This is a genomic window from Mycoplasma sp. 1018B, assembly GCF_024582675.1.
Classification (GTDB): Bacteria; Bacillota_I; Bacilli_A; order Mycoplasmatales; family Metamycoplasmataceae; genus Mycoplasmopsis.
In genome coordinates, this window is sequence record NZ_CP102084.1 from 169,913 (window position 1) to 194,800 (window position 24,888).

Here is a 24,888-nt window from a genome sequence, read left to right on the forward strand (position 1 = left end):
AGGAATTTGTATGCAAAGAAAAACTAAAAAAAATGCAAATATTTCTTCATTAGCTATTCTTAAGCGTTTTTATGGTTTTTTAGATCCTGCTAGTAAAAAATTATTAATTATTGGAATTATTTTTGCTTTATTTTCAGCAATATCTACCATTAGCGCTACATTATTAACTGGTCAAATTGTTACTTTAGTTTTTGAACCTGTAATCTTTGCACAAAAAGACTTAAATTTAAAATTATTTATTATTTTATCTACTGCAATGTTATTATTAAATTTAGCTTATGCAATCTTTGGATATTTGCAAAATAGACTTTTTGTTAAAATAGCTTATTTAAGCGCTAAAAAAATGCGTCAAATAGCAATGAATAAATTACTTTATATGCCTATTGCTTTTTATGATGAAGAACAAGCGGGCGATTTAATATCTACTTTAGTTAATGATATTAGTAATAGTGCAAATGCTATAACAAGATTTTTAACACAAGTATTTACTAATGTTTTTTCTATTATTTTCACTTTTATTGCAATGTGTTTTATTAGTAGCACTTTAACTATAATAATTTTAATTCTGGCAATTTTGTTAATGTCAATAAGTGTTTTTATGACTAAAAAAGCTCGTCCAGCCTTAATAGGTACACAAAATGCTTTTGGAGATTTAAATGCTTATTTAGAAGAAATGTTAAATAATGCAAAAATTACTCAAACTTTTGATGCTCAAGAGCCAGCACAAATTAAATTTAATAATATTACAGATAAAATTTACAAAAATGCTTTTGTTGGTGATTTTTTTCAAAGAATTTTTGATCCTTGATTTATTTTTGCTTCTAATTTTATTGTTATCTCTGCTATTTTATTAGCTTTAATTTTTAAAAATAATAATATTTCAGTTTATGGTATAAGTTATTCAAAGCCAGATTCGGGCTTTGTTATAGCTTTAATTAGTTTAATTTACGGATTAATGGGAACTATTCAAGTTTTAATTACAATGGTTTTAAGTATGCAATTAGGATTTGCATCTTCAACTAGAGTATTTCGCTTAGTTGATTTAATTATTCCTGAGGAAGAAACAAATACAATTAAATTAGATAATCCACAAGGTTTAATTAATTTTAATAGTGTAAGTTTTAAATATAATAAAAACTCATTCAAATATCAACTGGAAAACGCCTCTTTTTATGCTAAAAGCGGACAAACAATAGCAATTGTCGGACCTACAGGAGCTGGTAAAACTACAATTATTAATTTATTAAGTCGTTTTTATGAATATGATCAAGGCTCAATTACAATAGATAATATCGAATTAAAAAAAATTAATAAACACGATTTAAGAGATATTATGGCGGTAGTTTTGCAAGATTCTTTTATGTTTAATGACACTATTTTAAATAATTTAAAAATTGCTAAACCAAATGCGACTAAAGAAGAAATTGAAGAAGTAATTAAATTGGTCGCAGCTGATAGTTTTATTGCAAGATTGAAAAATGGTTATGATACTATTTTAGAAAATAATGGTAATAATTTATCTCAAGGAGAAAAACAATTATTAGCTATTGCTAGAGCAATACTAGGTAATAAAAAAATTCTTATTTTAGATGAAGCAACTAGTAATGTTGATTCTAATACTGAAAAAATTATTCAAAATGCTCTACAAAATTCTATTATGAAAAACAAAACTTCAATAGTTATAGCTCATCGTTTAAGTACTATTAGAAATGCAAATTTAATTTTAGTAGTTAATGCTGGAAAAATTATTGAAAAAGGTACACACGAAGAATTGATGGAATCAAAAGGCTATTATTGAAATTTATATACTTCACAATTTAATTAATAAACAATAAAAAATATGAAAAAATTATTTTTCATATTTTTTATTGTTTCAAACTAAATATATTTATTAAACAGAAATTAAATATAAAAATATTCTTATGAGTTACTGGTAAAAAATAAAAACAAATAGAAACAATTAATAATTTTATATGTATTAAAAATAACAATGTTAAAAATATCGTTATATTAATTATTGCTTATATTTTGCTATTTTAGTTTTTGTTTCTATTTTATTAAAGTCACGAAATATGTTCTTCATTCAATTGAAAATAAAGCATAAATGAAACATTAATTGAATTATTTCTTATGTTTTTTATTTTTGTCGTAATATTATTTTTATCATTAATGAATATTATTTCTAAAACACTTTTTATTATCAACAACAATGAAAAAGATGAATTCAAAAAAATAATATATATAAAATGTAATAAGTAATAAACGTGCTAATTAAGTTTTTTAAATACAAAAAAGAATATTATATAACTTAAAGTACAACATTCTTTTTTTATTTTTTGTAAATATAATTTTAAAAATTTTAATCTTATATAAGATATTAGTTTATTATTTTTGCAAATCTATGTAATATTTTTTAATTTTATTAAATGTCTTGTTTCTTAAACCAAAACTATAAGCTATTTGATAATACGTGTTTTTTTTAATTGGATTATTTTCATTATTTGCAACTAATATATATATACGCGAAATAAAACCTAAAACACTAAAAAATAAAATAATTAAATTAATAAAGAATAAAACAATAATTAACGGTAATAAATTTATTGGACTATTATTTAGTATTTGAATTAATATATATCATATTTTTGCAAAAATATCATATATAGATATTAAAGCAGCAATTAAAGATATTACCAGAATAATTATTGTCTTTTGATAACTATTAATTTTTTTTAAAAAAGTGTTAACTTTTTCAATCACATTAGTATCTAATTCTTTTTCAGTATTATGCATTTTCTCCTTTTGTTTTTCTTTTTAAAAGAAATGAATTTATATAAAGAAGTACTAAATATATTTTTCTAATTTTAAGATCATTATAATTAGATTTATACAAGTTTATTATTTTCTCTATTGTTTTATCTATTTCATTTTCATATTTTAATAGTATTTTTGTTTTATTAGATCTTTTTGAAAACTCAAAATATTGACTGTCTCATCTATATTTTTCCATATTTTCAACTTTTGAAAATTCTTCTATCATTCTACTTTTATTATCTAAAGTATTTTTAATTGCATTTTCTAATTGAAAATATTTATCATTTAATATGATTTCTAAAAATAATGTTATTAAGAAATTATCTATTTTATATACTTTTAATAATGAGCATAATTTATTTAATAACATTTTTTTATTATTTTGATTTATAACAAGTCCTTTATTATGACTGTTATTAAAGAAATATCAAATTGAACAATTGTTAATTAAAACTAATTTAGATATTTTATTAATTTCAAATATAAATTTAATTAATTTATTTTTACTTAAATTGATAATCATGAAATTAATATCGTAAATTATATTTTTTAATTTTAAAATATCTGCTTCATTTTTTTGTAGATAAAAAATTAACTGTAATATTTTTGAGATTAAAAATCAATTTCATTTATAGTGATTTAAATGTTTTTTCTTAAGAATATATTTATCCGGAATGAATTTGCTAAACATTATTTCAACATCTATATTTAAATCTTTTATTTTGCCTTTTCCAAAAGTATCATTAATAAAAATTCATTCTAAATTTTCATTACTTTTTAAAATATTGAAATTTATTTTATTTTCTTTTGAATTAGTTAAATCAATATCTTTAACTAGACGATAATTTCAATTAAAAAACAAGTTTATACAAGTGCTTCCTTGTATTACAAAATTATTTGAAAAATATGTTTTAAGAATTTTTAATTGTTTTTTAAAATTGAAATTTCCTCAGACTTTTTTATTGCTGATTTATAACCAAAATATCTTAACCCAGTTAAATATGCTTTTTTATAAAGTTGATGTCTTTTTAGTTCATCCACTTCTTTATTTGCTAATATAAAAAATGTTTTGGATATTATTCCCAATGTTGAAAGCGTAATAATAGGTATGCAAATAGATAAACTTACTACCAATGCTAAAATTTTATCTTCTCAATCATTTTTTAAAGATTTTATTGATATACCTATAATAACAAAAATAAATCAATTAAGAAAAAAGAATAAAACAATGCAACAAATTACAAGTAATAAAACATTTCTTGTATTATTATTTTTAAAACCCATTAAAGAATTTATTAAGGGGATTTTTTCTTTATTATTTTTCATTTTAATACCCACCTAAAAATATTGACTCATACATTTCAGCTTGCTGTTTTTCTTTTTCTTGTAAATATTTTCTTTCGGCATTTTTGTATGCTTCGTTAGCATAATATTTCATATCCCTTAGAGTTACTCTTAAAATATTATTAGTTATATTAAAATATTTTTTATACCAAGGAAGTTTTTCTATGTCATCAAACATATCAGAAATTAGAGTAATAATGACATTTATATTTTCTTTTGATTTTAAATATTCTTGTAAAGCGGTTGTTTTTACGTTAAGTGATGTTAATTCATTATTATCTCTTCCAAAAAATGAGTTTATTTCTTTCATTAAAGTTGGTATATATAATGCTATTTCAATTACTTTTATTGCTGAATCAATTCTTGGCTCTCCTGTTTGTATTTGACCTATTGTGTCAGAATAAGCAGAAGCAATAACACTACTAAATCCCTCTATAGCATCTATTATTTTAGCAAATCCATCTGATATTTGCTTGATAACATTTTTGAATTGTACTATGCCATAAACAAAATATTTAAATCTTCATTCTAAACTTCATCATTCTGAAGATGTTATGTATTTGGTAACTTCTTTATGATATTTTATAGAGTCTTGTTTATAAAGAAATTGTAAAAGTTCATTTTTTGAAACCTTTATTGATGCATTACCATTTTTACTAACTAAATTTACAAATTCCCCATGAACTTCATATAACAATTGATCCTTTAATTTATCTTGTGGTGATTTTTCTACACGAGAAATATATTCACCACCTCCTCCGTTTGGATCGATAAAATTAATATCATACATTAAAAACATATTTATTATCTCCTTTTTAACAAACTTTTTAACAAAGTAAATAATTAATATATAACTAAATTATAATCTTTTTTACTAAAACATTTGTAAATACAAATGTAAATACAAAAACAAGTATGAAAAATATTAAATATTTTCATCAATTTACGTTTAAAAAATATTTTTTAAAATAATAATTATTAAAAATTAGATTTTATATATAATTGTTTTGTTAAATTGAAAGGATACTATGCAAACATTGTTAAACAAAATTTATCGTAATATGTTTAATGCATCAATGGATGCTAGTATTTTTTTCTGCGATTTTATTAACCAAATTATTAACAAGAAGATTATTATGGTTAATAAAATCTTCTCATTTATTTCATTTAAATAATTATTTATATATAAACTTGAAATTAATTTATAAGAAATACTATATTTATAATACAAATTATTTTAGTAAGTATTAAGAATTAAAAACATAAAAGGTTAATAAAATCAATTTAACAATCTAACATAAAGTTAGTTTAGTTTTATTTTAAATTTAAATAATTAAGACATTATTAATTTTGCTCATTTTTTTACTAATAATGTGTTAATTATTTCTTATACGTATATATGTTTAGGAGAAAGATGAAAAGAAGAAAATTTTGGTTATTTTTAACCGGTTCCACCCTGTCGCTTAGCCCTTTAACAGTTTTAGCAGCAGCTTGTGGGACTACAGATGATAAAAACGTAAGAGAGCAAAAAGATTTTGTAACAGAAAATAAAATGAGAGCAGTTTCTTTTAATGCCACCAACACAATAAGTGAATTTTTATTTAGAAAAAGTTCAACATATGGTAGTTATAATAGAGAAGATGCTTATATTAGTACTCCATTATTAAGAAAACAATCATTAAATCAACCAACAATCATTTCAACTACTGGGTTTACAGACAACAAAACTGTTGTAAATAGATTTGTTGTTGAACCAACTTGAAATAAAATCAAATTAGAAGGTGCAAGAGCAATAGTAATTACTCTAAAAGATGGTTCAATTAAAGTTTATGACAATGATAATGCTGATGTAAAAAGTGAACCAACAAAAGAATTTAAAGATGAAGCAGGAGAAACTAAAAAAGCTTATTCACATATTGAAGAAGATTTAATATCAAACGATCCAAAATCAGTTAATAGTGAACAATTTAAAACAGATTTATTTAATGCTAAAAAAATACAATTTGTTATAAGAGAAAATGTTAAATATGTAAATTCTTCAGGTGAAGATACTGGTTTTACTTTGCAAGCTGAAGATTATTATAATTCATGACTTGCTACTAAATTATTAAATACTGCTTATAGACGTAATAATGGTGGTTCTGAAGAATTGGATGATTTATATAGAACAAAATTATATTCTAAAACTACTAATTATTTAACTCTTAATAGTGAATATTCTAATGAATATTTATATGCTTTTTATGGTATTGATTCAGGAAAATTTGATAAAAAAGACGAATTTTTAACTGTTCTTGATTCAAAAGTATTATCAGAATTAAAAGTAGATGAAAATACTAAAGCAGTTACAATTAATTCTGTTGAAAATTCTGAAAATGTTAATTTTAAAGATTGATTTGAATCATCAGTTTTATCAGATACAACATTTTTACCATTACCAACACAATATGTTCAATCAATTAATCAAAGAGCTCAAGAAATTTTAACTAAATTTAAAGAAGAGAATGCTAATAAAGAATTGGAAAATAAAAATTTAGCTTTAGGTGAATTTGCTTTAAAAAATGGATTTAATTATATTTATAAATTTGATCAAAATTTAGCTGAAGCTGAAATTTTAGGTGAAATACTTTCAACTTTTGAAAATATTAATAAAAATTCTTTTGTTTATAGAACTGGTTTTTATTGATATGCAGTTTCAGGATATAACACACTTTATTCAGGATGATATTATCCTAATGTTTTCAATGGAACAAGAGTAGATTATAAATTGAATACTTTCCATTATGATCAAGAATGAGTAAACGCTCCAACAACTTTACAAATTTTAAGAGAAAATTATCAAGCTAATGGTCAAATTGATAGAAATGTTTATGCTACTAGAGTATTTCAACAATATGCCGCAGGAGAATTAACTTCTATTCCTTATTCACAATTAACTGAACAACAAAAACAAGAAGCTTTAAATTCAACAGAAAAATTTGGTATTAGATATTCACAACAATTTAATGATAATCAGCCATATTATTTAGTAATTAATATTCCATTTGCACCAGTAACTTCTAGAGGAGAAAATTTCTTTGCTTTTAATGATGCTTATTCATTAATTAATTATGGAGTTAAAAGATCAGAATTAGCTAAAGGAAAATCTAATTTAAATACTTACTATAATGGTACAGGTTTAAGTTTTAGAAGTATTATTACTGCAGCCATAAATCATAGTTTTATTGCAAATGTACAAAGCAGTAATCAACAAACAGCTTATTTAGGAATAGTAGCATTAGATACTGATTTTGGTGGTAAAAATCAAAAAGAATCGCAATATCAAACGCCAAGAGATGCAAGATTACAATTAGATAGTCTTTATGCGTTTAATGCTGAAAATCAAAAAATTAATTTTGGTACTCAAGAACAACCTAAATATACTCTTTCAATGGAAGAAAATAGACGAAATGAATTATTAAAAGCAACTCAAGATGATAAAGCAAAATCTGTATATTTTGATAAATTAAAAGAAGAATTAAAAAAATTAATTGATAAATTTGATCAAGAACATCCTGAATTAAAAGATCAAAAATTTGAATTTACTTTATTTTGACCTTATGTTAATCCTACAAATAATATAACCAGCGGAGCTGAATTATTAGTTAAAACTATAAAATCATTAAATGATAGATTAGAACCTAAATTCGTATATGCTCCTGCAACTACTCAAGAAGACAAAGCAACAAGAAATGATTATTTATTCTTTGGTAAAAATTTACAAGGTTTAGTACGTTGAAAATATGATTATAAAACATCAATTGGTTCTGGTATAGATGGACTTTCATGATCAGGTACTTTAATACCAATTTTAACTTGATTTAATAGTAAAAAAGATGATCAAACTTTAAGAACCAATTTTCCAAGATTGCTTCATGCTGCTGAAAAATTAATGGAATATGCCTTAACAAATGAACCTAATTTTCCTGTTCCATTAAAAGATTTATATAAAGTAGATGGAAGTATTTGAACAACAGGAGTTGGTCAATTACAAGATATGCAATTTGAATTGAAAGATGATGTTTATGTAGTGAAAACCGAAGAAAAAGATGGTAGAACATCTAGAGTAAGTAGAAGTGATGAAGAAATTAAAAAAACTCAAGATCCTTATATTTTTAGTGCAATATTTTGATATCGTTATGTACAAGAATTAACTAATGAAGAATTAATACAATTATTGAATGAATTAACAGTTGCTTATGGGTATGAAACATTAGGATGAGAAATTTCAGCATCTAGAGTATTTTCAGAAACTTTAGCAAATAAAAATTTTGAAGTACCTATTTCACCAAGTACTGGTAATGTATTCTATCAAGATTGAAAAGTTAAAGCTTAATTAAAAATTAATTTTTAATATAATTGTAAATATTATGATTAAATATATTTTTCAAAGAATATTTTTTGCAATAATAGCACTTTTTGTTATCTCAATATTTGTTTTTGTACTTATTAGCGCTTTTGCTAATAACCCTGCACAAACTTTAGCCGAAGCTTTAGTTCAGAGTGGGGGCGCTAGAGGACAAAGTTATGAAGAAATCTTAAATCGTTTTCAAATTCAAATGGGAATAGGTAGACTTCTTGATCCTAACGATCCTTATTCCTTTGTTAAATTTTCAATTATTGAGAGATACATAATATATATGACCAAAGTTTTTCAAGGAGACTTTGGTTTCGTTATTAATCCAGCAAATAATCCAGATCCACAACAATATACAGATCTTTTCAAATATTTCTTTATTCCACTTAAATTTACTATTTTTATTACTGCACCATCAATGTTGATGTCTTTAGTTTCAGGTTTTACAATTGGAATTATTGCAGGATATAAACGCGGAAAAATTTTTGATAATGTTTCAAGATTATTTGTCATGTTTTTTGTGGCTGTGCCTTCCTTTATTCTTGCTCCATTAGTTATTGTAATTGGATTAAAAATAGGCATTTCACCTACTGTAAAAGATGTTAATGACTTTGCTTTTAATGAAGTTTTCGTTTCTTATTTACCTCCAATTTTCGTTGTAACTATTACTTCTTTAGCTGGTTATTCAATTAGCAGTAGAAATATGGTTATTACTGTTTTAACATCAAATTATGTTTTAATTGCTAAAACTAAAGGATTAAATTCAATAAACATTTTCTTTAAATATGTTTTAAGAAATATTTCAATTCCGCTTGTTGGTATTTTCTTTGGTTCATTCCTTGCCTTACTTAGTGGTTCAGTTGTTATTGAACAATATTGAAATGTTAAAGGAACTAGTCAAGTTATTGTTAATAGTTTTTCAACAGGTGAAATTAATGTAATAATGTTTTCAACCTTATTCTTTACTGTAATTGGTTTAACTACAGAAATTTTAATTGATTTAGCTTATGTTATATTAGATCCTAAAATTACATATGCTACTAAATCTAAAAAGAATTATTCATTATTCATTAAAGCTTTTATTGAAAGACAAAAAATTATACATTATTTAAAAAAATCAAAACAATTAGTAAATAAAGAGAGTAACTAATGCAAAATAATTTAAATGATTTTAATACTAAATATCGCTTATCTGAAGAGTTAATTTCTAAATTAAAATTTAGTGATGCTTCACAGTTTAAGCAAAATGCTCAAATAACAGGTAAACCTAAAAAATTAGGCGTTGAAATTTTAAAAAGATTTTTTAGTAATCCTGTTGTAGTTATTTCACTTTTAATTTTTATAATTGTTGTTTTGATGTCTATTTTAATTCCAATTTTCAGTGAAAAAAATGGTATTTATCCAGCTCAAAGAGTAACTAATTTAGATTTTACTAATAGTTTACCTACAAGATTTAATCCTATAGTTTCTAAAGTCGTTGATGAAAATGATAGGTATTTAAGAACTTATGTTTTCTTAAGAAGCTCTGATTTTATTGAATATTTAAATCCGCGAGGATTACAAGAAATTACAGTTACACCAAGAAATGGTTTATTTATAATTACTTACAATGGCTATAATTTTTATAGATTAAATGCTTTGAATTCTGATTTATTAGCATTGCGTAATGCTGGAGAAACAATCAATGAAACTGTAGTTAATAATTTATGAAATTCATATGATATTAATATTTTCTTTGGTACAACTAATCAAGGTTTTGATGTATGAACTAGAACTTGATATGCTACTTCAAAAGCTTTAAAAATTGCTTTTATAGTTGCAATTATTCAAGCCTTTATAGGTATTTCAATAGGTGCTTATTTAGGTTTTAATGCCGGGAAATTAGTTGATACTATAGTAATGCGAATAATTGGTATATTCAATTCAGCTCCAACCTTAGTTTGATTACTTATATTTGTAACTATTTTAGGAGCTAATGAATGAACTTTAGTTATAGCACTGTCAATAGTGGGTTGACCAGGATTTGTTGGTACTTCAAGAACTTATATAATAACTGTTAAAAATGAAGAATATATAAACGCTGCTAAGGCTATCGGAGCAAAAACACATAGACAAGTTTTTGTTCATGCTTTACCTGCTGTTATTGGTAAATTAGCTTATTCTTTTGTTAGAACAATACCTGGAATAATTTTATGAATTGCCACTTTAGCTTTTTTAGGATTTTTCAAAGAGCAAAATGATACTAATTTGGGTCAAATGTTAATTGATGCTACTGCAGAAATAAATGAAAACATTTGAATATTAATTCTACCTACTTTAATACTTTTATCAATTTCATTAACATTAGCTTTTGTTGCTTTAGGTTTACATGATGCATTGGATCCTAGAGTAATGAGTAAGAGAAAGAGCAAATAATGACAAAAATAATAGATCAAGAAAATAATTTCTCTCAATTCTCAATTAGTAATTTTTGAGAAGATACAAATAATGATTCGCAATTAGTGGACATTTATTTAGAAACTGTAATTCAAGCTCTTAAAAATAAACAATGAAATGAAGAACAAATTTTATTTCAAAAAAACGAATTACAGAGAAAAATGAAAATTGATAAAAAACATAATGAAAGTAATTTAAAAATAATTGAAAGACAAGAATTATTAATTAAATTACATGAAGAAAATTTAATTGAACTTAATGAAATGAAAATTTCATCTAATCAAAATAATGATTTAGATTTAAATTTAGAAGAATCCAATAATCAAACAATTAAAGAAAATGTTAAATTAAATACATTAAATAATTTTGATAGTCAAATTATTAACACTGTTGAAAATAATATTTTATCTGATGAAATTAATTCAAAATTAGTAAATAAAACTCAAAGAATTTATGACAAAATTCGTGTTGAATCATTAGAAAAAAATAAAATTTTAGAAGTGAGAAATTTACATGTTTCTTTTCCAACAGGTAAGAAAAAAAGTATTCATATAGTCAGAGGAATTGATTTAGATGTTTACAAAGCCCAAATTGTTGGTCTTGTCGGTGAATCAGGTTCAGGAAAATCAGTTACTTCTAAAACTTTAATTAATGTAAATCATAATGGAATTATTGATGCTGACAAAATTCAAATTAATGATTTAGAATTAACTAAAATAAAAAAACCTTCACAATGACAATATATTAGAGGTAAAAAAATAGGATATATACCACAAGATCCTTTAACTTCGCTTAATCCTACTAGAACTATTGGTAAACAATTATTAGATGCTTTAAATACTAATATTGAATGATCTAAAAAAAGTTATATATCTAAAAAAACATATTTGATTGATTTACTTAAACAATTTGGTTTAAGAAATGCTGAACAAATATTCTATCAATATCCTCATACTTTGTCTGGAGGAATGAAACAAAGAATTGTTATAACAATGGTTGTTGCTTTAAAACCAGATATTATTATTGCTGATGAACCTACAACGGCATTAGATCCTACTGTGCAAGCTTCAGTGCTTTCATTATTTGAAAATATTCGTCAAAAATATAATATATCTATTATTCTTATTAGCCACAATATAAGTGTAATTGCTAAATTCTGTGACTATATTTATGTAATGTATGCTGGTAAAATAGTTGAAAAAGGAACAAAAAAAGAAATTTTTACCAATCCAGCTCATCCATACACTTGAGCTCTTATTTCTGCCATTCCCGAAACTAAAGATGAAAAATTATATAATATAAAAGGTACTCCTCCTGATATGGCTAATTTACCATTAGGAGATCCTTTCGCTCCAAGAAATGAATATGCTTTAGAAATAGATTTTGTTAAAGAACCTCCTTTAATTCCAATTACTTCATCACACGCAGCTGCAACGTGATTATTACATCCTGAAGCTCCTAAAGTTACACTTTCTGACGATTTAATAAAACGTTTAAATTTATTTAAGGAAACATTTAAAGAATATGAATAGTAATAAAAAAGTTATTTTATCAATTGATAATTTAAAAAAATATTTTGTTAATCGTGGTTTTATTAATAAAGCTGTAGATGGAGTATCTTTTGATGTGCATGAAGGAGAAATTGTAGGATTAATTGGCGAATCAGGTTCAGGAAAAACTACTGTTGGTAGAACTTTATTGAGACTATACGATGATTTTAATGGATTTGTTAAATTAGAAGACAAAATTATTTCAGGTAAAAAAATAACAAATAAATTAAATAGATTTTTACATAAAAATATTCAAATGATCTTTCAAGATCCTCATGCTTCTTTAAATAGTCAACAAAATATTTATTCAATTTTAAAAGAACCTTTATTGGTTAATAAAATTATTAAAAATAAAATTAAAGATATTTTCAGCGATTGAAAAGAAGTAAATAAAGCGTTTCAATATCATTTTCAAATTGAAGCGATGAAATTAGAATTAGATAATTTATTGGAAGTAAATCGTTTAGCAGAACCTTTATTTAAAAAATGAAGAAATAAATTTGAAAATTTTTCATTTAATGAAAATTTGGAATTAGATGATAATTTCAACGCCTTTTTCAGTTATTTAGATGAAAAACAACAAATTGAAAGTTTAATAATTAATAATATGTATGCAAATACAGAAAAATTAATGAATTTTTATTATAAAAAACAAAAAGAATATCGAAATAAAGAACTTTCAAAAGTTGATTTAGATTTAATTAAAAATAAAAAATTATATGAAGAAGCTAAGGCTTTGGCAAAATATTCTAAAATTGCTTTGGATGCAAAAAAAGAATTAATAAAAGTTAAAAAAGATTTTAAAAACTTTTTAGAAGAAAAGAAAACTTTTATCAAAAATGCAAATATAATTTTGAATAATTTTATTATTGAATCTAAAAATGAAAAATCATTAATAAGTATTTCGCGTTTAGGAACAACTGATTTAGATTTTTATTTATACAATCTTAAAAATGAATTTTTATACAAAAAAAGAGCAAAAATTTTAAAATCTTTTATTAGAGATATTCAATTTTTAAATTATGAACAAATTAGAGAACTTGTATCAAATTTAGATAAGTACATTCATGATTTTTATAGAAATAATTTAGAAAATATTGAATATGTTTCTAATATTAAAAAAAGAATTTGAACTATTATTGAAAACAAATTTGATTTTTCTATAGATAAATATAAACAATTTTCATTAGACAAATTCAATAGTTTAAAAGAAGAAGAAAATCTTTATTTAACTAAAATAGAAAATTTAAAAACTTTATCTAACTCCACAGATCAACCATTTTTTGATAATGAAAAATTAGAAGAAGCTAAAAATAATTTTCTTCAAGCAGAAAATAATTATCAAGAAGATTTAAATGAATATTTAAAATCTTTTAAAGTAAAAATTAAAAAATTATATGATAGCATACAAGATGCTAAAATGAAATATCAAGAATTAGTAGATGATCAAACATTTTGTAATAATAAATTTGAAGAAATCAAAACAAAATATTTTGAATTTGCTAATAATTTTATAAAAGAAAAAGCAACGGATAAAAGAACTGCAAAAACAATTATTAATTCTTATAAATCTGATTTATTAGTACGTGAAGAAACTTTAAAATCTTTTAAAATAGAAAAAAAATATCTAAATTATGATGTAAATAATATTTATATGCTATTAGGTGTAAATAATTCTTGAGTGAAAACCAATTTATCTAAATTAATTGAAGATGAAGATCAAAATTTATATAAAAACCAAACATGAAAAAATGTTTATTCAATTTATAATTCAAAATTATTAAAGTTTTGAACTAAAATAAAAATTTCTAATTTACTTTATAAAACTACTATTTATAAAAGTTTAGAAGATGTTGGTTTATTAAAACAATTTGCTTATCGTTATCCTCATGAATTTTCTGGTGGTCAATTACAAAGAATAGTTATTGCTAGAGCCTTAATTACTGATCCTAAAATTATAGTTGCTGATGAACCTATTGCATCATTAGACATATCTATTCAAGCTCAAGTAGTAAATTTATTAAAAGATTTATGTTTGAAAAAAAATATAGGTTTAATTTTCATTGCTCATGATTTATCTATGATTGAATATATAGCAGATAATGTGCAAATAATGCATCTTGGTAAAATTGTTGAGCATGGTAAAACAGAAAATATTTATAAAAAACCTTATCATCCTTACACAATTAATTTATTTAAAGCAATACCTAAAATTTCTAATGCAAATGAGAAATTCCAAAACGTATCATTTAATTTAGATTATTTAGATGAACAACAATTTCCTAACGTACCAACTTATCACTTAGTAGAAAATCAACACTATGTATATGGTACTAATAAACAAGTAAAAAAATGAGTTGAAGAAATTCAAAATTAAAATTATAAAAAGACACTAAATAAAAGTGTCTTTTTATTTATAATTTATTTATGTTTAACAAAAATACTTTTAGATATAAATTGTTAAGAGCTTTTACTAAAGAAAAAATTATTTTCGAAATTATTTTATTTTTAATAAGTTTAGCAATTGCTTTAGGAATTTATTTTAAGAATATCAATAATATTTCTAATTCATATAATCATATAACTTTATGAAGCGATTCTTTATTAGGTGCTTCATCAACAATTATTGTATTTAATATTTTAGCAATGCTTTTATATAATCGCACTTATTTAAATTCAAAAGAAAAAACTAAAAATCGTAAATTACAAGTATATAAATTTGACTTAGAAGAAGAAAAAAGAAAACATTCAAATGAAATTAACAGCAAAATAAAAATTAAACAACTAGAAGAAAAAATTGCAAAATTAGAAAAACAAAAATCTGTAGAAGTAAATGATTTAGCATTTGGAATTTGTCTTTTTGTAGGTATTTTTTTATTAATTATTAGTATAATTATTGCTTATGTTTAATTTTAATTTTTACATTTATATGTTAAAATATAAATGTAAAAATGCCCGAGTGGTGAAATTGGCAGACACGCTAGACTAAGGATCTAGTGGGGCAACCCGTGCAGGTTCAAGTCCTGTCTTGGGCACCAAATAATAAAAACTACCTTAAAGGTAGTTTTTATTATTTTTTAATTTCTAAATATAAATCATTTAGTTGCTCATTTTCTACTAAACTTGGCGCATCCATTAACATATCTTGTCCTTTTGCATTTTTAGGAAAAGCAATTACATCTCTTATTGATTCACTTTTTGTTAAAATCATAAGCAATCTTTCAATACCTAAACCAATTCCGCAATGAGGAGGAACTCCATATTCAAAAGCTTTTAAAAATCAACCAAATTGGTTTTCTTGTTTGTCTTTAGTCATTCCAATTAAATTAAACATTTTCTCTTGAGTAGTTTTATCAAAAATTCTAGCAGAACCAGAGCCTAATTCAAATCCGTTTAAAACTAAGTCATATGATTTAGCTTTAATGTCTTCCATTTTAATTTTATCCAATTCATCTAAAGAATGATCAAATTGAGTAAAAGGATGATGTGCTGCTGTTCAAGTTTGATTATCATCATCATATTCAAACATAGGTCAATTAATTATTCATGAAAAATGATATTCATTTTCCTTTGCATATTTAAATTTGTCATTTAAGGCTATTCTAACAGCTCCTAAAGCTTGTGAAGCATTTTTAAAAGTGTTAGCAACAATAAAATATGAACCACTTTTATAATCATTTAATTCGATTAATTTCAAAACTTCTTCTTTTACCTTATGAGCAAAATTAGAATGTATTATTTCTTTATTTTCGACAGTAAAATAAAAAAGTATATTAGCTTTATTTTTTAGAGCAATTTCCTCTAAATCTTTAAAGTCTTTTTTATTAATAATATTATCAACAAAAAGCATTCTTTTTGCTTGCGCATTTTTAATAATATTAAAGTCAGTATTTAAACAAAATTCATCAATATCTTGAAGTAAATAACCATATCTAAAATCAGGTTTATCTGTACCATAATTTTTAATTGCTTCAAAATAATCATAACGTAATCAATTATTAGGTTTTATATCTATATTTAGAGTTTTAAAGACGTTATAAAACATATCTTCTATGAGATTTTGGAAATCTTCAACATTAGTAAAAGCAACTTCCATATCTAATTGAACAAATTCTGGTTGACGATCTTTTCTACCGTCTTCATCTCTAAAACATTTAGCAAATTGATAATATTTTTCAATTCCACTAATCATTAATAATTGTTTAAATAATTGAGGACTTTGTGGCAATGCTCAAAAGTGTGCTTTATTTCTTGTGGCTACTAAATAGTCTCTAGCTCCTTCAGGAGTACTTTTTGCTAAAACAGGTGTTTCTATACTTAAAAATTCTTTATCATATAAATAATTTCTAATTATTTGTATTAATTTATTTCTTAAAAGTAAATTTTGAAGCATTTTAGGTCTTCTTAAATCTAAAAAACGATGCTTTAATCTAGTTTCTTCTTTAACTTCAATGTCATCTCTTATAGCAAAAGGTAATTCTTCCTTAGCTTGAGAAAAAATTTTATAATTTTTAACTTTAATTTCTATTTCTCCAGAAGGAATATTTAAATTAGGAGATTTTCTTAAAACAACTTCTCCATAAATTTGCATTGTGCTTTCCTTATTAACTTTAATATCCTGATCAAAAACACATTGAATTACTCCACTTTTATCTCTTAAATCAATAAAAGTTAACTCACCAAATCTTCTTTTATTAGCAACAAACCCATGTACAGTAATATTTTGTTTCAAATGCTTTTTATTAATTTGAGCATTATTATATTTTTTGCTATTCATCCTCATCCTCGTCTAATTCCAGATTTTCTAAAATTTCAATATTAGTTGCTAAAAATTCTAATAAATCAGCATAACCATCTACAGTATAAGCAAATTTAATTTTGTCATTATTGATTAAATCTTTTGCTACATAAATATTTTCAGTATCGAAACTATCTTTAAAAATTAAATATTTAGCTTGTAATTTATTTGCTTTATCAAAAATTTTTTTATTTTTTTCAACTTTTTTAATAACTTCTGTTCGAATACCATATTTTCTTAATTCATTTGTTAATGAAAACAAGACAGGTAAATTTTCTTCAGTAGTAGAAGCAATTAATACATCTAAATAATCTTCCATTAAATTTATTTTGTTATTTTGTTCTAAAATTACGTCTGCACAACGATCTACTCCAAAACCTCATCCACAAGCTGAAACATTAGGTCCACCTAATTGAGCGATTAAATTAGAATATCTACCACCACCTATAAGTGTTGATTGAGCTGCTGAATTTTTTGCAATATTAATAAATTCAAAAACTATTTGATCATAATAATCTAAACCTCTCACAAGAGAATAATCAATTTCAAAATTAATATGATTATTTTTTAAAATTGTTATAAATTCTTGAAAATATTTTTTAGAAACATTATTTAAATAATCAAAAATTTTAGGAGCTTTTTGCACAAATTCCTTTTGAGAATCTATTTTATCATCAAGTATTCTTAAAACATTATTAGATAATCTTTCTTGACTTAATGAGCTTAATTGATTTTTAAAAGGTAATAAATATTCTCTTAAAGCTTGTTCGTATATTTTTCTTTCTTCTAAAGTGCCAATTGAATTAATTTTTAATTTAAAATTAATATTTAAAGTTGTAAGAATTTCATTTGCTAAAATAACTATTTCAGCATCATTGTAAGGATTCAATTCACTAATAAATTCAATTCCTGCTTGATTAAATTGTCTATATCTACCTTTTTGAGGTTGTTCATAACGAAACATTGGTCCAAAATAAGCAAATTTAGTCACTTTTACATTGTTAAGTCACTTTTGTTCTACTAAAGCTCTTACAAAGCCCGCTGTGCCTTCGGGTCTTAATGCTATATTACGATTAGATTTGTCTAAAAATTCATACATTTCTTTTTTAACTATTTCACTGCCTTGAACACTTCTTTTGTAAAGTTCAGCATATTCCATGATTGGAGTATCTATTCAATTAAAATTATAAGCTTTAGTTTTATCTAAAAATTCTCTTCTTATATATTCAATTAATTTAGCTTCTTTTGGGCCTAAATCTCTAGTACCTTTAATTTTGTTAATCATCTTTACCTCTTAGAAATTAATATAATTAATATTATATTAATTTTTTACTTTATTTTATAGTCAAAATAATTAATAACTTAAATTTAAAAAACATAATATTAATTTTATATTATGTTTTCTTTTTTTACATTATTGTAATTTTTTCTGATAATAAATCTTCTTTAGTAATTAATTTACATTCGCCTAAAGACAATTTTTTATCTAAAAAATAGTTAGCAAATCTTTCTCTATTCAACTCTAAAACTTTATATCCTAAACTTGCAAACATTCTTCTTACTTGATGATATTTTCCTTCTGCTAATTCCACTAAAACTTCATTTTTCTTATTTTTTGAACTTGAATAAATGGCAGTTGCACTTTTGCAAATAGTTCCATCAGCTAAAATAATTCCTTCTTGAAATTTATATAATTCTGCGCTAGAAATATCTTTATCTAAAATAGCGTTATATCACTTGGTGCAAAGTTTATTAGGAGATGTTAATTTATGATTTAATTTGCCATCGTTAGAAATAATTAAAAGTCCAGTAGTATCTTTATCTAAACGTCCGAAAGTGTTTAAATTAGAAATATTTTGTAAGTTTTTAGGCAATAAATCATATACTAATTTTCCTTCACCTTGATCATGAGTACATATATAACCTTTAGGTTTATTTAAAGCTATGTAGATAAATTCATCAGTTATATATTTAATATCATTAATTTTTAATTTATTGGTTCCTAAAATAAAATCAACATTTTGTGTAAGTATTTTATTATCTACTTTAACAACTTTATTTTTTATTAATTCCTTGGCCTGTTTTTTTGAATATTCTGTGTAATTAGTTATAACTTTTTCTAATGATCAAATAGTTTTATTTTCTTGTTTCATTTTATTAATTTCCTTTACTATTAAAAAATACCATCTCATTCAAATTCATAATCAAATATTCTTACAGTATCGCCTGTTTCGATATTTAATTTTAATAATTCATCTCAAACACCTAAATTTTTTAATTTTTGATTAAATCTAAGTAAATTATCATAAGTATTAATAGGATTTTTTTCATAAATTAATTTTATTTTTGGACCAATAATTTCAAAAAAACCTTGATAAGGATGTAAAATTTTAAAATCTGGTTCTAATTTAATTTCTATAATTTTTTCTTCATTTTCTTGTTCAACTGGCATTAATTTATTTTCTTCTAGTAATTTTGTTAATGTTTGTTTTAATTCATCTAAATTATTTTTTTCAATTGCGCTAATTTCAATAACTTGTAAATTTGGATATTTATGTTTAAATAATTTAAGATTATTTTTAAATGCTGGTAAATCAGATTTATTAGCAATAACTAATTGTGGTTTTTTTTCTAAATTTAAACTATAAGCTTTTAATTCTTCAACAATAGTTTCATAATCAATTAATGGATCTTTGAATTCATCCCCAAAATCAATAATATGTGCTATTACACGACATCTTTCAATATGCTTTAAAAATTGAATCCCCAAACCTTTACCTAAAGATGCTCCTTTAATTAAACCAGGCAAATCTGCTATAGTAAAAGAATTATCATAATATTTAACTAAGCCTAATTGTGGCACTAACGTTGTAAATTCATATTCAGCTATTTTGGCTTTGGCATTACTTAAAGCACTTAATAATGTGCTTTTACCTGCACTGGGTTTGCCTACTATACCAACATCAGACATCACTTTTAAAATAATATTTGCTTCGTATTTTTCGCCCTTACTTCCATTTTCACTTATTCTAGGAGCAGTATTGCGGGCTGTTTTAAATTTCATATTACCTCTGCCACCTTGACCGCCTTTAGCAACCAAATATTCTTTAGCTTCAATAATATCAGCAACAATTTTTTCATTTTGATAAACAATTGTACCTAAGGGTACTTTAACATAGGTATCTTTTCCTGCGGCACCGTATAAATTTTTAGGTCCACCGTTTATTCCATCTTGAGCAACTATTTTTTTATTGCCATAAAGAGATAATAAAGTATTTTTACCAGGATCACCTACAAAATAAATATTGCCTCCTCGTCCTCCATCACCACCATCGGGACCACCTTTATCAACGTGAGCTTCTCTTCTAAAAGAAATCATACCATCGCCACCTTTGCCAGCTTGTAATATTATTTTTATTTGATCAATAAATCTTGCCATAATTATCCTCGTCAAAATATTACATATTTTGTATTATTAAAATTTTACTAATAAATTTATTTAAATTAAAAATAATATTTTTCAATTTAAATAAAAAAATGCTTTTAAGCATTTTTAATTTTTATTGTTTTTATTTAATTTTTCTAAATAATCTAATATAGCATATCCTAAACCATGTTCTGTTACAGCTTTTGTAATATTATTTGCCTTGCTTTTTACTTCTGCTTTTGCATTATCCATAACATATGAATGATAAAAACGTTTAAACATTGAAAAATCGTTTTCGCTATCGCCTATGACCATAATATCATCTTCTGTAACATTTTCATCATAAACATGATCAATCATTCAAACAATTGCTCTACCTTTTGAAGATCCATAAGGCAAAATTTCAATATTCATATGTGTTTTAATAATTTTGCAATCAAGAGGTTCTAAAAGTTGCATTAATTGATCGACATTAGAAGTACCTTCAAAATATACTTCTATTTTAGCAACATTTTTTAATTCAGTTTCTTGACCAGTTACATATGTAAATTGATCAAAAGTTTCGCTTCTAAAATAAATTTTGTTTAAAAATTCTTTATCTTCTTCTCTAAAAATATAAAAAATTTCACTAGATCATGCAGCAGCTGAAACATTTAAATCTTTAAAAATTTTAAAAATAGTTTTAACTGTTTCTTTATCTAAATATTTTTCTTTTATAAATTTGGCATTTTTAAAATCATAAATTTGCACACCAGAAGAACCAATTACATAATCAGCATTAGTTAATTTGGCTAACTTTAACATCCTTGGACATATTGGATTGCCAGTAGCAATATTAAAGCTTATATCATCTCTTTTAATAATATCTAAATTAAAATTAGATACATATGCGTCTCTGGTATAAATAGTACCATCTACATCACTAAATATAATAGGTTGTTTTTTCATATTTAACCCCCTTTTTGTTTAAACCTTTAATATTTTAATGCAAAAGTTAAAAAAGATAAATTTTTATTAAAAAAAATAAAATTGATCATTTTATTTTTTTTAATAATTCATTATTTGTTCGTATTCATCTAATGTGCCATGATAAATAAAACTTTTATCAGGAGCAATTTCTAAAATAACATTAGCTACTTGATTTACTAAAGCACGATTATAGGTTGTAAAAATAGCGCCACTACGATATTTTTTTAATCCTTCAATAACACTATCAATACTTTCTGTATCTAAATGATCAAGTGGTTGATCTAAAAGAAGAAAATTAGCTTCTAATAACATCATTCTTGAAAACATTAATCGTGCTTTTTCTCCACCACTTGTTACATTAACCTTTTTAAAAACAGCATCATTAGAAAATAACATTCTACCTAAAAAACCACGCATTCTTTGATCACTAACATCTTTATTAGCTTCTTCTTGATTTAATAATGGTCATTTACTTATTCATTCAATAATAGTAATATCTTCAGTAAAAAATTCTTTGTTATCGTTAGGATAATAAGTATGTTTAATTGTTTGTCCTCATTTTATAGTTCCAGAACTAGGTTTAATTTTACCAATTAAACATTCTAGTAATTTAGTTTTAGCAATATCATCTTCACCAATAACAACCATTTTTTCGCCTTTACTTAAAGTAAAGTTCAAATTAGCAAACAAAGTTTTTCCATTTTCATCAATGTAAGTTAAATTTTCTACTTCTAAAATATCTTTTCCAGGTTCACGATTGATATCTCAATTAATATAAGGATATTTACGATTTGAAGGTTTAATTTCATCTAAAGTAATTTTTTCTAAAGATTTTTTTCTACTTGTTGCTTGTTTAGATTTAGAAGCATTGGCAGAAAAACGAGCGATAAATTCTTTTAATTTTTCAATTTGCTGTTCTTTTTTAGCGTTTGATTGTTTCATTAATTCTCTAGCTAATTCACTACTTTGTTTTCAAAAGCTATAATTACCTGTGTAAATTTTAGCTTCATTGTAATCAATATCTACAATATGAGTACAAATATTATCTAAAAAATCACTATCATGACTGACAACAATAACAACATTAGGATAATCAGCTAAAAAATTTTCTAATCATTTGATAGCTCTTAAATCTAAATGGTTAGTTGGTTCATCCATTATTAAAATATCTGGATTACCAAAAAGTGCTTTAGCTAATAAAACCTTAATTTTTTGGTTAGCTGTCAAATTAACCATTTTTTCATTTCATTTATCTTTAGGAATAGCTAAACCAGATAATAGTTCTTGTGCATCGTTTTCTGCGGTTCAACCACCTAATTCACCGTATTTTTCTTCTAATTCACTAGCTCTTGTATAATCTTCCATTGTAGCATTAGGATTATTATAAATAGCATCTTTTTCTTCTTTAATTTGATGCAAATCAGTATTACCCATTATAACAACATCAGTAACAATTAAATCATCATAAGCATTATGATCTTGACTTAAAACACTTAGTCGACAATTTTTTTCTATTAAAATTTGCCCACTGGTAGGTTCAATTTGATTAGAAATAATTTTTAAAAAAGTACTCTTTCCTGCCCCATTAGCACCGATAATACCATATGTATTACCAGCGGTAAATTTTAAATTAACGTTTTCAAAAAGTTTTTTATCACTAAAAATTTTACTTAATGATCTAACTTCTAACATTTATTCCTTTCTAAATTGTTAGTTTTAAATCTTGGCTAATTTTGTCGTAAATTTGAGGATTATTATATTTAGCCAAAACTAAAGCAATTTTTTGAGTATGTAATACATTAGCCATATCATTAACTGTTAAAACATGATCGCTAATATTAGTTGCCATAATATGTTCATAAGCTATTTTTGCTTCTTCTTCACTTATTGTAATTTGATATGTACGAGTAATTAAAAATTCAATTAATCTAGTTAATAAAGCAAATTTAGCATTGTTTTCAACTTGAATTAAGAAATGTTTTAATTGAGGATTATTTTCATTAGTTAATTCAGCTAAGGTTTTATTTAAAAGATGATTAGGAATTAAATGTTGATTTTTCTTAATTAAATTGGTCATTTCATATTCTAAATTAGAATTGCTAAATTTAACAATATTAACTTTGCCAATTTCAAAAATAATATGTTTGTAGTATCTTAATAATTGTGAACTAGCATGATCCATAGAATAATCTTGTATTAAACGTTTTTTTAAATCATCAATATTTTTAATTTCTTTTATTTTTACTAATTTAATATTTTCGTTGCTAATTTGTGTATATTCTTTTCTTTGACCATTATTTATTTTAATAATTCAATGAACATTAGTTGGATCGTTAACTTCAAAAGTTTGACCGTATTCTTTGTCTATTAGTAGTTCATTAATATTAAAACTATCATTTTTTTTCTTAGCTTCTAATTGAATTGTGGTTCAAGGAGTAATTATTTTTTCAGCTTTAGTAGTTTGATAAGTTATTTCAACTAAATCATTTTTTTCTACTTTACCACTATTAATATCTTTAAAAATTGGGTAATTATTAATAAAATGTTCGAAAGCTTGATTCATTTTATTTAAATCTATTTCTTGATAAAAAAATTCATTTGTTAGATCTTTGTGTTTTAAATTAACTAATTCTTCTAATTTATAGTAGCAAAAAATTAATTCAAATTCTAACTCATTTTCATTACCTTTAAAAATATTTACAGTTGGTGGTACAGGATTGTAAATATTTTTACTATTGGTTTCTTTTTCAATTTCTTCTTTTAATTTATCAATTTGATTTTGAATAACATTATCAATACTTTGTTTTAATAATTGTTGTGGCGTAGCTTTTTGTTGTTTTTGTAAATTTTCCAAAAGTATTTTACTTTGTAAATTTTTCCATTCATTTTTTTCTAAAGCAATTTTAATGCTTTTTTGATGATAATTAATTGTATTCATAAATTCCTTTTATTGACTAAAAATAGTTACATTAAATTATATTATAAGTTAAAGAGTTGATGATGTTATTAATAAATAAAAAAGTATTCTAAGTACTTTTAAAGATTATTTAGTTTTTTATTATTGTAAAACTTTTGTTTAATAATTAATTAACTATAATAAATAATTTTCAATTTTTTAATTGTAATAATATTTATTTTTCATTCTTTGACAATT

Annotated in this window: 18 protein-coding genes and 1 tRNA gene; 8 read left to right on the forward strand and 11 right to left on the reverse strand. The window is 23.4% G+C overall.

The window, feature by feature from the left end:
- The first annotated feature begins 10 nt into the window (after nt 1–10).
- Nucleotides 11–1,825: an ABC transporter ATP-binding protein gene (locus tag NPA14_RS00775; RefSeq protein WP_257076107.1), complete on the forward strand. Its 1,815-nt coding sequence runs from the start codon at nt 11–13 to the stop codon at nt 1,823–1,825.
- A 560-nt stretch (nt 1,826–2,385) separates the two neighbouring features.
- On the opposite strand, the gene NPA14_RS00780 is transcribed toward NPA14_RS00775, so the two are convergent.
- The 4 genes from NPA14_RS00780 to NPA14_RS00795 are packed head-to-tail and all read right to left on the reverse strand — an operon-like array spanning nt 2,386 to nt 4,957.
- Nucleotides 2,386–2,793 (reverse strand): hypothetical protein, encoded by a 408-nt coding sequence (locus NPA14_RS00780; RefSeq protein WP_257076108.1) that lies wholly within the window; start codon nt 2,791–2,793, stop codon nt 2,386–2,388.
- Nucleotides 2,786–3,676: a hypothetical protein gene (locus NPA14_RS00785; protein ID WP_257076109.1), complete on the reverse strand. Its 891-nt coding sequence runs from the start codon at nt 3,674–3,676 to the stop codon at nt 2,786–2,788. Before NPA14_RS00785 ends, NPA14_RS00780 begins: the two co-directional genes overlap by 8 nt.
- Nucleotides 3,677–3,735: 59 nt before the next feature.
- Nucleotides 3,736–4,140 carry a hypothetical protein gene (locus tag NPA14_RS00790; RefSeq protein WP_257076110.1) on the reverse strand — a complete coding sequence of 135 codons (405 nt, stop codon included), beginning with the start codon at nt 4,138–4,140 and terminating at the stop codon, nt 3,736–3,738.
- 1 nt (nt 4,141) lies between these two features.
- Nucleotides 4,142–4,957: a hypothetical protein gene (locus NPA14_RS00795; protein WP_257076111.1), complete on the reverse strand. Its 816-nt coding sequence runs from the start codon at nt 4,955–4,957 to the stop codon at nt 4,142–4,144.
- Between the two features lie 615 nt (nt 4,958–5,572).
- On the opposite strand from NPA14_RS00795, the gene NPA14_RS00800 reads away from it, so the two are divergent.
- The 7 genes from NPA14_RS00800 (at nt 5,573) to NPA14_RS00830 (ending at nt 15,578) form a co-directional block, all read left to right on the forward strand.
- Nucleotides 5,573–8,533: an OppA family ABC transporter substrate-binding lipoprotein gene (locus NPA14_RS00800; protein WP_257076113.1), complete on the forward strand. Its 2,961-nt coding sequence runs from the start codon at nt 5,573–5,575 to the stop codon at nt 8,531–8,533.
- A gap of 34 nt (nt 8,534–8,567) precedes the next feature.
- A complete protein-coding gene (locus NPA14_RS00805; RefSeq protein ID WP_257076115.1) occupies nt 8,568–9,704 on the forward strand; it encodes an ABC transporter permease in 1,137 nt (378 codons plus the stop codon).
- Complete coding sequence (locus NPA14_RS00810) at nt 9,704–10,969, forward strand: ABC transporter permease (RefSeq protein WP_257076116.1); 1,266 nt, start codon at nt 9,704–9,706, stop codon at nt 10,967–10,969. The genes NPA14_RS00805 and NPA14_RS00810 overlap by 1 nt, the downstream gene beginning before the upstream one ends.
- Entirely contained in the window at nt 10,969–12,522 is a 1,554-nt protein-coding gene (locus NPA14_RS00815) for an oligopeptide/dipeptide ABC transporter ATP-binding protein (RefSeq protein ID WP_373456860.1), read from the forward strand. The genes NPA14_RS00810 and NPA14_RS00815 overlap by 1 nt, the downstream gene beginning before the upstream one ends.
- Nucleotides 12,515–14,917 carry an ATP-binding cassette domain-containing protein gene (locus NPA14_RS00820; protein WP_257076117.1) on the forward strand — a complete coding sequence of 801 codons (2,403 nt, stop codon included), beginning with the start codon at nt 12,515–12,517 and terminating at the stop codon, nt 14,915–14,917. The genes NPA14_RS00815 and NPA14_RS00820 overlap by 8 nt, the downstream gene beginning before the upstream one ends.
- 50 nt (nt 14,918–14,967) lie before the next feature.
- A complete protein-coding gene (locus NPA14_RS00825) occupies nt 14,968–15,450 on the forward strand; it encodes a hypothetical protein (protein ID WP_257076118.1) in 483 nt (160 codons plus the stop codon).
- 43 nt (nt 15,451–15,493) lie between these two features.
- Nucleotides 15,494–15,578: transfer RNA gene (locus NPA14_RS00830), tRNA-Leu, on the forward strand.
- Nucleotides 15,579–15,610: 32 nt separating this feature from the next.
- Here the strand turns inward: NPA14_RS00830 and aspS are convergent.
- From aspS to NPA14_RS00865, 7 genes are all read right to left on the reverse strand, one after another.
- Nucleotides 15,611–17,317, reverse strand: a complete 1,707-nt coding sequence (gene aspS / locus NPA14_RS00835) for an aspartate--tRNA ligase (RefSeq protein ID WP_257076119.1) — start codon at nt 17,315–17,317, stop codon at nt 15,611–15,613.
- Entirely contained in the window at nt 17,310–18,623 is a 1,314-nt protein-coding gene (gene hisS, locus NPA14_RS00840; protein ID WP_257076120.1) for a histidine--tRNA ligase, read from the reverse strand. Before hisS ends, aspS begins: the two co-directional genes overlap by 8 nt.
- Before the next feature lie 124 nt (nt 18,624–18,747).
- A complete protein-coding gene (locus NPA14_RS00845; RefSeq protein ID WP_257076122.1) occupies nt 18,748–19,491 on the reverse strand; it encodes a pseudouridine synthase in 744 nt (247 codons plus the stop codon).
- A 20-nt stretch (nt 19,492–19,511) separates the two neighbouring features.
- The gene (obgE, locus tag NPA14_RS00850; protein ID WP_257076123.1) at nt 19,512–20,777 is read right to left on the reverse strand and encodes a GTPase ObgE; all 1,266 of its coding nucleotides are present in this window, start codon (nt 20,775–20,777) and stop codon (nt 19,512–19,514) included.
- A 114-nt stretch (nt 20,778–20,891) separates the two neighbouring features.
- Nucleotides 20,892–21,713, reverse strand: coding sequence for an HAD family hydrolase (locus NPA14_RS00855; RefSeq protein ID WP_257076124.1), 822 nt, complete (start codon nt 21,711–21,713; stop codon nt 20,892–20,894).
- A 99-nt stretch (nt 21,714–21,812) separates the two neighbouring features.
- Nucleotides 21,813–23,426, reverse strand: coding sequence for an ABC-F family ATP-binding cassette domain-containing protein (locus NPA14_RS00860; RefSeq protein ID WP_257076126.1), 1,614 nt, complete (start codon nt 23,424–23,426; stop codon nt 21,813–21,815).
- Nucleotides 23,427–23,436: 10 nt separating this feature from the next.
- On the reverse strand, nt 23,437–24,672 hold the full coding sequence (locus NPA14_RS00865) for a trigger factor-related chaperone (RefSeq protein ID WP_257076127.1): 1,236 nt from the start codon (nt 24,670–24,672) through the stop codon (nt 23,437–23,439).
- Between the last annotated feature and the right edge of the window lie 216 nt (nt 24,673–24,888).